The sequence below is a fragment of the Leuconostoc sp. UCMA20149 genome (assembly GCF_030400235.1).
Classification (GTDB): domain Bacteria; phylum Bacillota; class Bacilli; order Lactobacillales; family Lactobacillaceae; genus Leuconostoc; species Leuconostoc pseudomesenteroides.
In genome coordinates this window covers 135,823-152,267 of the sequence record NZ_VJYC01000002.1, presented here as the reverse complement: position 1 = coordinate 152,267, position 16,445 = coordinate 135,823, and the positions used below count along the sequence as shown (strand labels likewise).

Sequence of the window (16,445 nt, the reverse complement as noted above, 5' to 3'; positions counted from 1 at the left end):
AGGAGTAAAATAATGAGTGAAATTTTGACATTAGGTGAACCAATTGTAACCTTTACATCAACTGACTTGAATGCTGGGTTAGTTGATAGCATTAACTATTATAAGTTTTTGGGTGGCGCTGAGTTAAACGTGATGATTGGTGCGACGCGTCTGGGACATTCAACTGAATATATTTCTCAAGTGGGTGCTGATCCGTTGGGACAATTTGCAGTAAAAGAAATTGCCAAGTATCATGTAGGTAATCATTATATTTCAACAGATGACCATAACTGGACTGCCTTCCAATTGAAAGAGTTAGTTGATAAAGGTGATCCTTCAACCTTTAACTTTAGACGTAATTCTGCTGCTGCTCACTTTGACAAATCAAACATTGATCACATTGATTTTGATGGTGTTAAAATTGCACATTTATCAGGCATTTTTCCTGCTATTTCTGATCAAGCGCGAGAAGCATTTCGTTACTTTGCCGAACAATTAATTCAACGTGGTATTCGGACAACATTTGACCCTAATTTAAGACCTGCTTTGTGGGAATCACAAGAAAAAATGATTACAACGATTAACGATTTGGCAAAGTATGGCGAAATTGTTTTACCAGGCATTAACGAAGGTGAAATTTTAATGGGCTCGCGTGATCCAGAAAAAATTGCTGATTTCTATTTGGCAAATAGTGAACGCACGCAAACGGTTGTTGTTAAACTTGGTCCTGAAGGCGCATACGTCAAAAATAAAGCGGGAGATAGTTACACAGTTCAGGGATTCAAAGTTGAAAAAGTAGTGGATACAGTTGGCGCTGGCGATGGGTTTGCATTGGGACTCATTACTGGCTTGATTGAAGGTTTGACAATGGCACAAGCAGTGGAACGTGGTAACGCCGTTGGTGCATTGCAAGTTCAAACAACAGGTGACAATGACGGCTACCCAACCCCAGAACAATTGGCAAGTTATTTAGCCAAAGAACAGAAAGAGGCATAAACATGACAGAACAAATTTATTTACCAGATGATATTCCTGCAGTAGGTAAAAAAATACTAACTGACGCTGGATTTGAAGTGGTTGTTGGCACTGGACGTGCCCGTGAAACGATGAAAATCGAAGGCGCTAACGCAAGTGCTGTCTTGATTGGTACGCAACCATTTGATGGTGACATTATGGATGCCATGCCAAACTTAAAAGTGATTGCGCGTAATGGGGTTGGTTATGACGCTGTTGACGTTGATGCTGCTACAAAGCGGGGCATTTATGTGGTCAACACGCCAAAAGCTCTGTCAGGTTCAGTAGCTGAGACAGCCGTGTCAGAGCTGTTAGCTATCAGTAAAAACCTCTATCAAGATGCTAAAGCCATTCACGATGATAATTGGAATTATCGTAAGTCACATCCTGGCCGCGATATTGAAGGCAAGACGGTTGGTATTTTAGGCTTTGGTCGAATTGGTCAACAAGTTGCAAAAAAGTTAAGCGGCTTTGATGTTAAAGTTATTGCTTATGATCCATTTGCTAAATCAACTGATAGCGTATCAATTGTTGATCGTGATACTATTTTCAAGACAGCAGATTATGTGATGGTGCATCTACCAGCTTTGCCAGAAACAGAGCATTCAATTGGCGCAGCCGAGTTCAAAATGATGAAAAATGACGCGTACTTGATTAACATGGCACGTGGCGTCATTATCGTCGAATCAGATCTTGTTGCAGCACTTAAAAATAATGAAATTGCTGGTGCAGCATTAGATGTCTTTGAAGAAGAGCCTTTGCCAGTAACCAATCCATTGGTTAGCTTAGAAAATGTTTTGCTGACACCACACATTGCTTCCAATACAATTGAAACAAAAGCACGTATGGCAGTTGATGCTACCAATGATATTGTTCGGGTGCTTAAAGGCGAACAACCAGAAGCAGCTGTTAACCATCTAGAGGTATAACCATTGTTTTGACGTCCCGCTTGTGGGACGTTTTTTATTTTAAAAGCGTATAATGGAATTATTCTAACAATTGATAGGAGATATTATGGCTGAATTGACACGATTTTATAATACATTCCAACCAAAACATTATGAAATCTATTTGGATATTGATCGAGAATCGAAGCGAATCAGTGGTAAAACCACAATCACTGGAACTGCTAAATCGGAAACGATTGCGATTCATCAAAAGGATTTGATGATTAGTGCGGTCCAAGCGGACGAGCAAGACGTGACGTTTATGGTAGATCGTGACGCAGACGCTATTCGGATTGAATTACCTAAGTCAGGTGAAACAAAGGTTACCATTACTTATACAACAGTTTTGACTGATACGATGATGGGCATTTATCCTTCATATTATGAAGTTGATGGTGAGAAAAAGCAGATTATTGGCACGCAATTTGAAACCAATTTTGCCAGACAGGCTTTTCCAAGTATTGATGAACCAGAAGCCAAAGCAACCTTTGATTTAGCCATTAAGTTTGATGAACAACCAGGCGAAACTATCTTGGCGAATATGCCTGAAGTGCGTGAAGCAAATGGTGTACACTATTTTGATACCACAGTGCGTATGTCAACGTATTTAGTTGCCTTTGCTTTTGGTGACTTGCAAAAGAAAGAAACCAAAACGACGAGCGGTGTTCAAATTGGTGTGTTCGCAACCAAAGCACATCAGGCTAAGGAACTTGATTTTGCACTAGATATTGCGAAGCGCTCAATCGAGTTTTATGAAGACTTTTATCAAACGCCTTATCCATTGCCACATTCATGGCAGCTTGCGTTGCCTGATTTTTCAGCGGGTGCAATGGAAAACTGGGGCTTAGTAACCTATCGTGAGGCATACTTATTGCTTGATCCCGACAACACAGCGCTAGATACCAAGCAGGTAGTAGCAACTGTGATTGCTCATGAGTTGGCGCACCAATGGTTTGGTGATTTGGTGACGATGAAGTGGTGGGATGATTTGTGGCTAAATGAAAGTTTTGCCAATATGATGGAGTATGTCGCCATCGATGCTTTAGAGCCTGATTGGCACATTTGGGAAAGTTTCCAAACAGCTGATGCACCAGCTGCTTTACAACGAGATGCGACTGATGGCGTGCAATCAGTCCATGTTCAAGTTGAACATCCTGCAGAAATTGATGCGCTGTTTGACGGGGCAATTGTTTATGCTAAAGGTGCGCGCATGCTCGTCATGGTGCGTGCGTTGATTGGGGATGAGGCGCTTCGTTCTGGCTTGAAAGCTTATTTTGCTGCGCATCAATTTGGCAATGCTACTGGAGCTGACTTATGGGCTGCATTGGGGCAAGCCTCTGGCATTGATGTGAGTGCTATCATGACTTCTTGGTTGGAACAGCCTGGTTATCCGGTTGTTACTGCTGCTGTGGTTGATGGGCAATTGACACTTTCACAACAACAGTTCTTTATTGGCGATGGCAAAGAGGTTGGCCGTCAATGGGACATTCCATTGAACAGTAATTACGATGCCGTACCCGCTATTTTCAAAGATCAGTCAGTGACGATTGGTAATTATGGAGCATTAAGAGAACAGTTTGGTACACCCTTCCGTTTGAACGTTGGTAATAATTCTCATTTTATTGTTAAATATGATGAGACATTGTTACAAGATATTTTAAGTCAATCAGATCAGCTAGATGCGATTTCACAATTACAAATTTTACAAGATTTGAGATTATTAGCTGAAGGGCGACAAATTTCTTATGCACAATTAGTGCCATTACTAGGTCGTTTTGCCAATAGCCATTCAGCTGTTGTGACAGCGGCACTTTATCGTGTTGCAGTGAATTTGAAAAAGTTCGTGACCGCTCATTCTGATGAGGAAAAGGCTTTGAAGGGGTTGTATGACCAACTGAGTCAAGATCAATTAGCACGTTTAGGCTGGCAAGATACTGATGGTGAGTCAAATGACGATCAACTGTCTCGTCCATATATTATCAGTGCAGCTTTGTATGCTGAAAATCCAGCCGCAATTGCAGCGGCACATGATATATTTATGACCCATGTAAATGATTTAGCAAGTCTCTCTGCTGGTACACGTGTCTTCATTTTGGCAAATGAAATGAAACAGTTTGGGTCTGCTGATTTGTTTAATCAGTTACTGGCTGAGTATCACGCTACTTCTGATGCAAGCTATCAGTCTGATTTGCGTGCGGCTATCACTAGCACAACTGATAAGGCGCTGATTGAAAAACTAGTTGGCAAATTTGAAGATGCTGACACAATTAAGCCACAAGATTTACGTGGTTGGTTCTATGGGCTTTTGGCTAACGAAGATGGACAACAAGCCGCTTGGGATTGGGTACGTGAAGAGTGGCAATGGCTAGAAGATACAGTGGGTGGCGATATGGAATTTACGACCTATATCACCGTCATTGCAAATGTTTTCAAGACACAAACTCGCCTTGATGAATTTAAAGATTTCTTTGAACCAAAATTAGATACGCCGGGATTGACGCGTGAAATTAAAATGGATACAAGTGTGATTACAAGTCGTGTAGCGCTTGTTGCCGCTGAGAAAGATGCTGTCAACGCAGCAATTGCTGAAGTGACACAATAAAAAATATTTATACCTGAGTGACCTTGATAGTTTGCAGAACTATCAAGGTTTTTTTAACCAAGTATTCAACGCCAAAAAATTGCAATTGTGATACGATTAGCGATAAAATATAAGTGTATTGAAAGCGTTTCCAATTTGAAAGGAGATCAGCATGTATTATAGTAATGGTAATTATGAGGCATTTGCCACACCACGAAAGCCAAAGGGGGTCGATCAAAAGTCAGCTTATATTGTCGGTTCTGGGTTGGCTGGGTTGTCGGCTGCGGTATTTTTGATTAGAGATGGTCAAATGAAAGGTGAGGCAATTCATATTTTAGAAGAACTACCGTTAGCTGGCGGTTCATTAGATGGCATAGCACGCCCAAATGTGGGTTTCGTAACGCGTGGTGGTCGTGAAATGGAAAATCATTTTGAGTGCTTATGGGATTTGTATCGATCAATTCCATCACTTGAAATTCCGGGTGCTTCATATCTTGATGAATATTATTGGTTAGACAAAGATGATCCCAATTCTTCAAATTGCCGATTGATTTACGATCGCGGTAATCGTGTGCCAGATGACGGTGACTATACTTTGGGTAAATCATCACAAGAAATTATCAAACTGATTATGACACCAGAAGCCAAGCTGGGTACCCAAACGATTGAAGATTACTTCTCAGATGCTTTCTTTGAAAGCAATTTTTGGACTTACTGGGCAACAATGTTCGCCTTTGAAAAATGGCATTCTGCTGTTGAAATGCGTCGCTATGCCATGCGATTTATTCACCATATTGATGGATTACCAGATTTTTCAGCTTTGAAATTCAATAAATACAATCAATATGACTCGATGGTTTTGCCCTTGATTCATTACTTAGAGGATCATGGTGTTGATGTACAATTTGATACCACGGTCGATAACATTATTGTGGATTTTGATAATGGTCAAAAGGTGGCTAAATCAATAGAATTAACCGTTAGCGGGCAACACGAAACAAGACCATTAACTGCCAATGATTTGGTGTTTGTAACCAACGGATCTATCACCGAAAGTACAACTTATGGCAGCCACTTTGAACCAGCACCAGTAACCAATGAGCCGGGTGGATCATGGCAATTATGGGAAAATTTGGCGGCACAATCTGATGAATTTGGTCATCCATCGGTCTTTTACCAAGATTTACCTGCAAAAAGTTGGTTTGTGTCAGCGACCGCCACAATTGAAAATACAGAAATTGATCCCTATATTGAACGTTTGACGAAACGTGATTTGCATGATGGTAAAATCAATACTGGCGGCATTATTACAATTACAGATTCTAATTGGTTAATGAGTTTTGCTGTACATCGTCAGCCACATTTCAAAACACAAAAGCCAAATGAAACAACTGTCTGGATTTATGGCTTGTATTCTGATGTGCCTGGCAATTATGTAAAAAAGACGATTGTTGATTGCTCCGGCGAAGAAATTACGCAAGAATTACTTTATCATCTTGGCGTGCCAGAAAGTAAAATTCAGCAATTATCCAAGCAAGAGTCGATTAATACTGTGCCGGTTTACATGCCGTTTATCACAAGTTACTTCATGCCACGTGTAATGGGCGATCGACCAAAAGTCGTTCCTGACGGGTCGGTTAATTTGGCATTCATTGGTAACTTTGCGGAGTCGCCATCACGCGATACAGTGTTTACGACTGAATACTCAGTCCGTACAGCAATGGAAGCCGTGTATAGTCTGCTAGATGTTGAACGCGGTGTGCCGGAAGTGTTTAATTCAATTTATGATATTCGTGAATTATTACGCGCCATGTATTATATGAACGACAAAAAAGCTATTACGGATATGGATTTGCCAATTCCTAAGTTAATTCAAAAAGTTGGTATGAAAAAAATTAAAGGGACATGGTTAGAAGAGTTGCTTGTTGAAGCACACTTGATGTGAGCATGATTGAAACAGTAGCTTCTCATCATTAAATTATGTCGTCATAAAAGCACGCGTCGTCAGGCGGGTGCTTTTGTCGTATAATGAGATAATAATAACAATTAAAGGAAAAAAATATGATTAATCAATACGGGCGAATTAAGGTAGACTTGGCGACTGAATTACAAGAATTAAAAGCATTAGGATTTAGCAGTGCCAACTTTGAAACGCTGTTACGACAGGCTTTGCCTAGCTTTCACTCTATGTCATCTCAAAATGATTGGTTGCGGTTGCATTTGGCAACGACCGAACAAGATATTTATAGTTTTTTCCAACAAAAATTAGCATTAGATCAAGCAATTTTTTATCGTATTGGGGCACAACTACTAGGTTTTAATGATGAATTGGCCAATAATAACTTAGACGGTGTGGCGACATTTCAACAACTGGGCTTGCCGATTGTTGCGGTTGATAATATCCCCCATGCTTGGTATACGTTGCTAAATACTCATAATAGCACTGGATTATTGTTGATTGATGCATTAGTTAGCCAAGGTTATTTACCACAAAACAATCAACGTCTCATTTTTAATGGCAAGTCATTACCAACGTTTGATACAAATGATTTGATTCGCGAGTCTGTCTGGGTAGAAACGAGTGTTGACACTGATAATGATGGACAGCTTGATTTAGTACAAGTCGACATTGTTCGTCCAAAAAGTGAGACACCATTGCCCGTTTTGTTCACTGCTTCTCCATATTATCAGGGACTGAATGTCAAAGAAAATGATGCTAAAATTCATTCGGTCAATGTGCCTTTGCAGCGGAAAGAACCAACTCAAGTTGATAAAAATGACGTGACGTATCAAGGATTATCGGCGTCGACTGCTAAACCGCGAGAAGTTGCAGGTCACGCAACTGAAACGGAAGTTTCATTTACAGCTGAAGCTGGTTTGCCAGTTGATCTTAATCAGTACTTTTTGTCGCGTGGTTTTGCGATTGCTTATTCTGCAGGTGTCGGCACGCGGCACGCTGATGGCATGCAAGATACGGGGTCGCCAGAGCAAGTCGAATCAATGAAAAATGTTGTCGAATGGCTTGCTGGTAATCGCGTGGCTTTTACGAATCGATACGATAACATGGCAATTACGGCTGACTGGTCGAGTCACAAAATTGCGATGACGGGGCGTTCGTATTTGGGCACATTAGCAACTGCTGTTGCAACAACTGGCGTTAAAGGGTTAGAAACAGTTGTGTCTGAAGCTGCTATTTCGAATTGGTATCAATATTACCGTGATAATGGCTTAGTGGTGGCACCGGGTGGTTTTCCGGGAGAAGATATGGACGTGTTGGCTGAATTGGTCTACACAAGAATGAAAGATCCGGCAGATTGGTGGCGAACACGCTCTCAGTGGCAAGCTTTTCAATCAGAAACTGCACATCTGATGGCACGTGATAACGGCAATTATGACCGCTATTGGGATTCGCGTAATTACCTGAACCATATACAAAATATCAAAATCGATATGCTGATGGTCCATGGTTTGAATGATTGGAATGTTAAACCACGTCAAGTTTACCAACTTTGGTCTGCCTTAAAACAAAATAATCATGTTAAAAAGATATATTTGCATCAAGGAGAACATATTAACATCAATAATAACCGTTCCCTTGATTTTTCTGATCAAATTAATCTTTGGTTTTCCGAAAAACTATTAGGATTGCATGTGGACGCCACGACTGCCTTGCCAACAGTGACATGGCAAGATAACACCAATCCAGAAGCTTGGCATGCCTTAGAAGATTGGGGAATTGGTGAAAAAGTCAGTTATCATTTCGCGGATAAAAAATTGTCGCGTAGCTCACAATCAGCTGGTGAAGTAAGCTTCAGGGATTGGCTACCTGAGGACCAATTCAACCATTATGGCAAGCATTTCAATGCTTGGCGTCAAGCAATTATTTCAGGAAAAATAGCAGAAACAGCACAGATTTTTAAGACAGAAGCATTATCAACCGCTCAGACGATTGATGGTGAAATCACGCTAAATTTGCGGGTCAAATCCTCAAAAAATATTGGTTTATTGAGCGCTATGATTGTGGATTATGGGACTGATCAATACCTGAAAGTTTCACCAACACCACAGGAAGCCACAGTTGATCGCGGACGAAACTTTAGCCCAACGCGTTTGATGGCTTTTGAAATGACCAAGGCGAATCAGAAAATGGTAACATTGGGTCACATTAATTTGCAAAATCGAACCAATGCGTGGCAAACTGATGATTTGCAAGCAGACGAGTTTGTCAATGTCTCATTGACTTTACAGCCAACTCACTATCAAATGCGTTCAGGGCACCAACTTGGTGTTGTTTTGTATGCGACTGATTTTGAGATGACTGTCCGCGGTAATCAGGATATTGTTTACACGATAGATTTAGCCAATAGTCAAATTGATTTACCAATTGTTAACAAATGATGACGTGAAGCGGGAAGCAATTATCAGTTGCTTTTTTTTTGCACTTTTTTATTTGTGCATAACTGAACGACCAAAATGAATAAATATCCTGTCTAGTCGTCAAAAGGTTATCAGATACTAACACTAGGCTACTTGTCTATACAATCTCTAAAAAACCTTTAAAACAGCGTTGTAAACGCTTTCAACAGATGGTATATTGTTGTTGTAGACATCAGTGAAGGAGATTAAAAATGAATAAATATCAAATCATCCACGATGAACTACTGAAAGAAATTAACGATGGTAAATATCCAAATAATGCGATGTTGCCGAGTGATTTTGCGTTAATGAATCGTTACCACGTCGCTCGTGAGACGTCACGAAAAGCTGTGGCAATGCTAGTTGATGAAGGATATGTTATGCGAATTAAAGGACGAGGCACGTTCGTCATTAATCAAAATCGCTATTCATTTCCGATTTCACACGTTGAAAGTTATCGTGAGTTGGCTGCGCGTCTGAAATTAAATGAACGAACACAGTTGTTGACGATTACAGATAGTGAGGTACCATCGGTATTTGAGTATGGTGACGACACGCCTGTGCCGGCAACTGCTGTTGTCCGAATTCGATATTTGGACAACGAACCGGTGATTATTGATCACGATTACGTTTTAAAAGATGTTGTGCCTGAAATCAAAAAGTTATCGCAATCAGTGTCATTATTTGAATTGTTTGAACAGCAATTGGGATTGGTGATTAGTTATGCTAAGAAAACCATTACGGTTGAACCTGCCAATGCTACAGACAGGCAATTAATGGGATTAGCTGAGTCCATTCCAATTGTTGTGATTAGATCAGAGACATTTTTGAATGATGGTCGAATTATCTCTTTCACTGAGTCTAGACACCGAGCCGATCGATTTAAAAGCGTTGAATTTTCAAGGCGACATTGAGTGTTGTTGTTAATTGTATTGAGGAGAAAAAATGGCAGATACAAAAATTTTAGCGCCACTAGCAGGTCACGTTATCTCACTTGCTGATGTGGCTGATCCAGTATTTAGTAAAAAAACCATGGGAGATGGTTTCGCCTTGCAACCCACTGGGCATGATATTGTAGCCCCAGTTAGTGGCGTCGTTATCGCCACGCAAGGTCATGCATTTGGCATTCGACGTTCTGACGGTTTAGAAGTACTGACGCATGTTGGTTTGGAAACCGTCAGTCTCGAGGGTAAGCCTTTCGAATGGCGAATTAAAGAAGGTGATCAGGTCAACGCAGGCGATCATGTCGGGGATGTTGATTTAGCAGAAATCAAAGCAGCACATCTTGATACAACAACGATGGTTGTCTTTACTAATACGGCTGATCTATTAGACAAATTAACACTGATTTCTGGTCAAGATAATGTTTCAGCTGGTGAGACTGTTGCTGACGCGACTGTCAAAACCACTCCGAAGGTTGCACCGGTAACATCATCAGCACCAGCAAAAGGGAATGGGACTAAGTACGAACCCTTAGCGGCAGACATTATTCAAGGCGTTGGCGGTGCACAAAATGTGGACAAGGTCATTCATTGTATCACGCGTTTGCGGTTTTATTTGAAGGACCACACAGTCGCTGATGATCACAAGATTGAATCTCTAAATGGGGTTGCCGGTGTCAATTATGCTGATTCGTTGGGACAATATCAAGTTGTCATTGGACCGGCAGTCACCGATGTTTATGATGAAGTCGTAGCGCAACTTGGCAGCAGTGTTGTAGATGATGCGGCAACGGCAGATGCAGTTGCTGCAACCAAGCAAGAAAAAGGTTCCAAGAATCCCTTGGTCCATGCATTTCAAGCAATCATCGGTACCATAACTGGCTCAATGATGCCAATCATTGGTTTATTGGCTGCTGGTGGTATGCTAAATGGATTTTTGAGCTTGTTTTCAAACAAAGCGTCGTTTCCAGCGATTTACTTCATTGATCCAGCATCAAGTACGTTTACGATTTTACAGTCAATGGCCATGGCACCGTTCTACTTTTTGCCTATTTTAGTTGGCTTTTCCGCAGCGCAACAGCTTAAAAGTGATCCTTTCGTAGTTGCCGCTATTGGTGCTTTCTTGGTTAAGCCTGATTTTATTTATTTGACAACGGCGCATGTTGTTGATGGCAAAGTTGTGCAACCAGCGCAAGCGCTGGGTAGTTTGTTTGGCGTAAGCCTTAATTCAAGTTTCTTTGGTTTACCCATCAATATTCCAAGTTACGCATACTCAATTTTCCCAATTATTTTTGCCGCTTGGTTGGCACGTCCAGTAGGTAATTGGCTCAAAAAGCATTTGCCATTAGTATTACGTTCAATTTTCCAACCTTTGCTAACGCTATTAATTGTGGGATCAGTCGTTGTTGTTGTCGTTGGACCAGCTATCACTTTGGTATCACAAGGTATTTCAACAATTGTTAACTGGCTTTTGCACTTAAATTATCCATTATCTGGTTTGATTATTGGTGGTTTGTATCAAGCGCTCGTTATCTTCGGTTTGCATTGGATGGTTGTGCCATTGATTGCTAATGAAATTGCGCAGACTGGTCACTCTACTTTGAATGCAATTGTGAACTTTACTATGATTGCACAGGGTGCTGGTGCTTTGGCGGTTTGGGCTAAGACCAAGATTCCATCACTTAAGGGATTGGCTGGTGCGGGCTTCCTATCAGCGATGGCAGGTATTACAGAACCAGCAATGTATGGTATTAATTTGAAGTATGGCCGTGTATTTTGGATGGCTAACATTGGTGGTGCTGTCGGCGGCTTAATTGCCGGTTTGTTCAACTTGAATATGTACGGATTCACAGGATCACTGATTGGCTTCCCATCATTTGCGGTACCAAAGGGTCAAACAGGTGCGGATAATAATATGTTGATTTTCTGGGTGGCTTCGATTGCGACAATTGCGGTGTCGTTTGCGATGGTTTACTTCTTCGGATTTAAAGATTCAGATACAGGTCAAATTAAGACTGTTGAAAAGAAGAACGCCTTTAAAGACGCAGTTGCCAAGTAAAGTGAGAATTGTTTAAGGAGTGAACATGACAAATGAAAATTGGTTATTAACTTACAACGACATTGTTGGTGGTGTTAAAAATTACGGTCGCGAGAGTTTGCTAACTTTAGGAAATGGCTTTCTGGGCTGGCGTGGTGCGCTTGTGACAAACGCTTATGATGATGATTTTTATCCCGGGTTGTATGGCGCTGGTATTTTTAACCAAACATCAACACCCGTTGCAGGGCGCGACGTCATTAATGAAGACCTTGTGAATTTGCCCAATATAGCCTTAATCAAGGTACAAATTGATGGTGAATCTCTGTTAATCAACAACTCAACTATCAAATCACTAAAGCGCAGCCTGAATTTTAAAACGGGTGAATTGACAGATGATTATCAAGTGCAGGTGGCGGGAAACTCACAACATTTTGTCACCATTAAAACGGTTAAGGTGATTAATCCGGTTCATTGGCATCAGTTAGGTTTACGTTTTCAAATCACCTCAAATTATGACGCACACATTGCGATTGATGCGATTATTGATGGCAGCGTCGAAAACAAAAATGTGGCACGCTATCGTGATTTTGACTCACAAGAATTTGATGTCCAGTCAGTTCATGACGATCTGATGATCATCAAAACACGAACAACTGATGTTACTGTTGCTTTAGCAGCAAAAACAATAGGTGAAAGTGTTGAAAAAATGATAAAAACTGAAAATCAGGTGACAACACACATCGAACGTGATTGTCAGGCCGGACAATCGTTCACAATTGAACGGGTGATGGCAGTTGCAAGCAGTTTAGAGACAAACGGCGATCTTGCTGAATTTGTTCAAAATGAAACAGCTAACACGACTTTTGAAGAAATTCAACGAGAGAGTCATGATTATTGGCAATCATTATGGCAAACCAAAGATATTCAAATTAGTGGCGACGATGCCATGCAAAAGTTGACGCGTATGAATATTTTTCACCTTAATCAGATGGCTAATCCAAACGCAAATCCATATTTGGATGCTTCGGTTGGCTCTCGTGGTTTGACTGGTGAGGGGTATCGTGGTCATATTTTCTGGGATGAATTATTTGCACTACCATATTACTCAGCAAACGAACCCAAATCGGCTAGTGCTGTTTTGAATTATCGCACGAAGCGGTTGTCAGCGGCTGAAAAAAATGCTATATCAGAGAACGAATCAGGTGCGATGTATCCTTGGCAATCAGGCATGTATGGTGACGAGCAAAGTCAACTGATTCATTTAAACACAGTTGATAACACTTGGATTCCAGATAATTCTAGATTACAACGCCACATTTCATTAGCAATTGCCTATAATATGTGGGTTTATCAGCAGGTGACAGGACACTATGACCATCTTGATAAAGGCGGTTTAAACATGTTAATCCAAATTGGGCGTTTTTGGATTAACAAAGCAGAGAAGATCGGTGACCGTTACCAAATTAAAGGCGTTATGGGACCTAACGAATTCCATGAAGAAATTCCCGGCGCTCATGCTGGCGGATTGCTAAATAACGCTTACACAAACGTTATGGTGGTTTGGTTGTTGAACTATCTGCATGATTTATCGCAGAACGTCAAGATTGACTTTGATGCGGCATCACGAGCAGTCGGCTATACCAAAAATGAAGCGGAAAAAGCAGAAAACATCCGTCATCATTTGAAGTTATCCATTGATGATCGTGGCATTGTCGAACAATATGAAGGTTTCTTCAAACTTGAGCAACTCGATTTTTCAGCATATCAAGCCAAGTATGGTGATATTCATCGAATTGATAGGATCCTCAAGGCAGAGGGCAAGTCGCCTGATGATTATCAGGTCATTAAACAGGCAGACTTTCTAATGCTACTGTATAACCTAGGTGCGCAACAGACAGAGTCACTGATTCATCAACTTGGGTATCAATTACCCGATAATTGGTTAGCAAAAAATACAGCTTATTACTTAGACCGCACAACACATGGTTCAACGACTTCTCGCCCAGTATTTGCTGGTATCTATGTCGAGTTGGCGCGACAAGGTGATACAAAATTTGAAACACAAGCGTACGATTTTTTGACAGACGCAATTGGTTCTGATTATTATGATATTCAAGGTGGTACAACCGCAGAGGGTGTTCACATGGGTGTCATGGGCGAAACATTATCAGTCATTCAAAATGATTATGCTGGAGTTGATTTGTTACACGGTCAGTTCACCATTAATCCACGATTACCAAAACAGTGGGCTGAATTACACTTTACACAGCAATATCGTGGTACCTTAATTGATATTGATATCAAGCCAACTGTCATGGTATTGATGAGTGATCAAGCAACAACTGTTCACGTTTATGGCAAAGCGATTGATTTGGTAGCTGGAGAGGCAAAAGAGGTGTCTTATCATGGTTAATTTTTCAGAAATAAAAGGCTTTACATTCGATTTAGATGGTGTCATCACGGATACCGCTAAGTTTCACGAGCAAGCTTGGCATGATTTGGCTACGTCCTTGAATGTGCCTTGGTCGGCCGAATTAGGGCGTCAACTTAAAGGTATTAGTCGTATGGATTCGCTAAATATGATTTTAGCTGAAGGTGGTCATGAAAATGACTACACAGATGATGAAAAATCAGCATTTGCGGCACAAAAAAATCAACATTATGTTGCATTAATTCAAGCGTTGACACCGGCAGATATTTTGCCCGGAATGACTGAATTTCTAGCCGAAATAAAACGTGAAGGTTACGTCGCGAGTGTTGCCAGTGCTTCAAAAAATGCACCAACGATACTCAAAAAATTAGGCATCATGGCTGATTTTGTCGGCATTGTGGATCCAGCCACGTTATCACATGGCAAACCAGATCCTGAAATATTTACCAAAGCAGGGGAGTTATTGAAGCTACAACCAACACAAATCATTGGGTTGGAAGATGCCAGTGCAGGCGTGCAGGCAATCAAAGGTGCAGGACAAACGGCACTGGGCATTGGTACAGCAGCTAAAGAGGCTCAACCAAACATTTGGTTTGCTGAGACCAAGGAAATTTCCTTGGCTAATATCTCAAAACAAATGAATGGATAACAAAATAAAATCACCGTAATTTGATTTACGGTGATTTATTTTTAAGTTTCAGGATTAGGCGTTGTCAACGCATTATTTCTAATGAAACTACGAAAGGTCTTGAAAGTATCAGCAAATAATTCGTCTGGTTCAATATTTAACATTTCTTTCGGGAAAAAGAATCGCTGATCAAGTGACGCTTTACCTTTAATCGCAGCGACGAGTGTTGATAAATCAGAGAGTTCGCGGTGGGTCCCATCAGCCAACAAAAAGTCAATTTGCGTTCGCGGCTTGGCCACGTTGGGTTTGTAATCGTCGTATGGTAAGTCATAAGCATCGTTGCGTGCTGTGTAGTAATCAGGGTTAAAACCCGCGTTATCCACAAGCTGTTCTAACTCGCCCAATAAAGGTGCTGTTTCATTGGTGATAGCAATTGACTTGAGTGGGCGACGTCCAAGAAAACGCTGTGATAAGTCCGATAAAATCGGATCGGGGTGAGATTGCCAGATATTGATATAAGTCATAAACACATTATCGTCGAGCTTGAGATAATCATCTAATTCCAATGGCTTTTCATCAAATAGTGGCGCCAAAAGTGGGCCGACGAAGTCCTTTTCAGGCACAGGATTATGATGGCTGGCTTGATAAAGCTCGCGAACACGTGTCAAAATATGTTCTAACAGCACTTCCATGCCACGTGAGACAGGGTGAAAATAAACTTGTAAATACATCTGATAACGTGACACAACATAGTCTTCAACGGCATGCATACCGGCGATATCAAAGGCAATGCCGGTTGGGGTTGGGCGCATGGTACGCAAAATACGATCAATATCAAATTCACCGTATTTAGTACCAGTAAAATAAGCGTCACGTAATAAATAATCCATACGATCAACGTCAACTTGACTAGAAATTAATTGCACGACTTGTGGATTTTCATAAGTTTTAGCAATAACACTAGCCACTTTATTAGGAAAATCTGTTGATACTTGTGCCAAAATCGTGTGTACGGCCGTATCACCCATGATAATTTCCCGTGTAATTGCTTCATGATCTGTGCCAAATAGGTGTTCAAATGTATGAGAAAATGCACCGTGTCCGACATCGTGAAGTAAGGCAGCGACAAGCGTGACTAAGCGCTCATTTGAATCCCACACATCGCCATAATATTGATCGAAGTGTTCGGTAATCTGTCGAGCAATCTCGTAGGCGCCCACAGAGTGGCCAAAACGTGAATGTTCCGCCCCATGAAACACTGAACTGGTAATGCCAAGTTGCTTCACGCGACGCAACCGCTGAAATTCAGGGGTGTTAATCAAATCCAAAATAACTTGGTCTTGAATATGAATAAAATTATGAATAGGATCGCGTAGAACTTTTTCATTAGTAATTTTTTTATCTAACATCATATAGTATGCCCTTTTGTGCTTTCTTATATTATAATAGATTTTAGATTGAAATAGGGGC

General features: G+C 40.9%; 10 protein-coding genes. 9 read left to right on the top strand and 1 reads right to left on the bottom strand.

Annotation, left to right across the window (positions count from 1 at the left end):
• The first annotated feature begins 12 nt into the window (after positions 1-12).
• The 9 genes from FF105_RS02735 (at position 13) to pgmB (ending at position 14,996) form a co-directional block, all read left to right on the top strand.
• The gene (locus tag FF105_RS02735) at positions 13-975 is read left to right on the top strand and encodes a sugar kinase (protein ID WP_010291418.1); all 963 of its coding nucleotides are present in this window, start codon (positions 13-15) and stop codon (positions 973-975) included.
• 2 nt (positions 976-977) lie between these two features.
• Entirely contained in the window at positions 978-1,922 is a 945-nt protein-coding gene (locus FF105_RS02730; protein WP_010291415.1) for a phosphoglycerate dehydrogenase, read from the top strand.
• Positions 1,923-2,007: 85 nt separating this feature from the next.
• Positions 2,008-4,542, top strand: a complete 2,535-nt coding sequence (locus FF105_RS02725) for a M1 family metallopeptidase (protein ID WP_010291414.1) — start codon at positions 2,008-2,010, stop codon at positions 4,540-4,542.
• Positions 4,543-4,693: 151 nt separating this feature from the next.
• Positions 4,694-6,466: an oleate hydratase gene (locus tag FF105_RS02720; protein WP_010291412.1), complete on the top strand. Its 1,773-nt coding sequence runs from the start codon at positions 4,694-4,696 to the stop codon at positions 6,464-6,466.
• A gap of 116 nt (positions 6,467-6,582) precedes the next feature.
• On the top strand, positions 6,583-8,919 hold the full coding sequence (locus FF105_RS02715; protein WP_290046330.1) for a Xaa-Pro dipeptidyl-peptidase: 2,337 nt from the start codon (positions 6,583-6,585) through the stop codon (positions 8,917-8,919).
• 230 nt (positions 8,920-9,149) lie between these two features.
• Positions 9,150-9,851 carry a trehalose operon repressor gene (treR, locus tag FF105_RS02710; protein ID WP_010291410.1) on the top strand — a complete coding sequence of 234 codons (702 nt, stop codon included), beginning with the start codon at positions 9,150-9,152 and terminating at the stop codon, positions 9,849-9,851.
• A gap of 31 nt (positions 9,852-9,882) precedes the next feature.
• On the top strand, positions 9,883-11,937 hold the full coding sequence (locus FF105_RS02705; RefSeq protein WP_010291409.1) for a glucose PTS transporter subunit IIA: 2,055 nt from the start codon (positions 9,883-9,885) through the stop codon (positions 11,935-11,937).
• Between the two features lie 25 nt (positions 11,938-11,962).
• Entirely contained in the window at positions 11,963-14,329 is a 2,367-nt protein-coding gene (locus FF105_RS02700; protein WP_010291407.1) for a glycoside hydrolase family 65 protein, read from the top strand.
• The gene (gene pgmB, locus FF105_RS02695; RefSeq protein WP_010291406.1) at positions 14,322-14,996 is read left to right on the top strand and encodes a beta-phosphoglucomutase; all 675 of its coding nucleotides are present in this window, start codon (positions 14,322-14,324) and stop codon (positions 14,994-14,996) included. Before FF105_RS02700 ends, pgmB begins: the two co-directional genes overlap by 8 nt.
• Positions 14,997-15,037: 41 nt before the next feature.
• Here the strand turns inward: pgmB and FF105_RS02690 are convergent, their stop codons facing one another.
• The gene (locus FF105_RS02690) at positions 15,038-16,384 is read right to left on the bottom strand and encodes an HD domain-containing protein (RefSeq protein WP_031941250.1); all 1,347 of its coding nucleotides are present in this window, start codon (positions 16,382-16,384) and stop codon (positions 15,038-15,040) included.
• Between the last annotated feature and the right edge of the window lie 61 nt (positions 16,385-16,445).

Coding starts and splice junctions, on each gene's coding strand:
- pgmB (WP_010291406.1), top strand. CDS start 14,322: ATGGTTAATTTTTCAGAAATAAAAGGCTTTACATTCGATTTAGATGGT.
- FF105_RS02705 (WP_010291409.1), top strand. CDS start 9,883: ATGGCAGATACAAAAATTTTAGCGCCACTAGCAGGTCACGTTATCTCA.
- FF105_RS02730 (WP_010291415.1), top strand. CDS start 978: ATGACAGAACAAATTTATTTACCAGATGATATTCCTGCAGTAGGTAAA.
- FF105_RS02725 (WP_010291414.1), top strand. CDS start 2,008: ATGGCTGAATTGACACGATTTTATAATACATTCCAACCAAAACATTAT.
- treR (WP_010291410.1), top strand. CDS start 9,150: ATGAATAAATATCAAATCATCCACGATGAACTACTGAAAGAAATTAAC.
- FF105_RS02715 (WP_290046330.1), top strand. CDS start 6,583: ATGATTAATCAATACGGGCGAATTAAGGTAGACTTGGCGACTGAATTA.
- FF105_RS02690 (WP_031941250.1), bottom strand. CDS start 16,384: ATGTTAGATAAAAAAATTACTAATGAAAAAGTTCTACGCGATCCTATT.
- FF105_RS02735 (WP_010291418.1), top strand. CDS start 13: ATGAGTGAAATTTTGACATTAGGTGAACCAATTGTAACCTTTACATCA.
- FF105_RS02720 (WP_010291412.1), top strand. CDS start 4,694: ATGTATTATAGTAATGGTAATTATGAGGCATTTGCCACACCACGAAAG.
- FF105_RS02700 (WP_010291407.1), top strand. CDS start 11,963: ATGACAAATGAAAATTGGTTATTAACTTACAACGACATTGTTGGTGGT.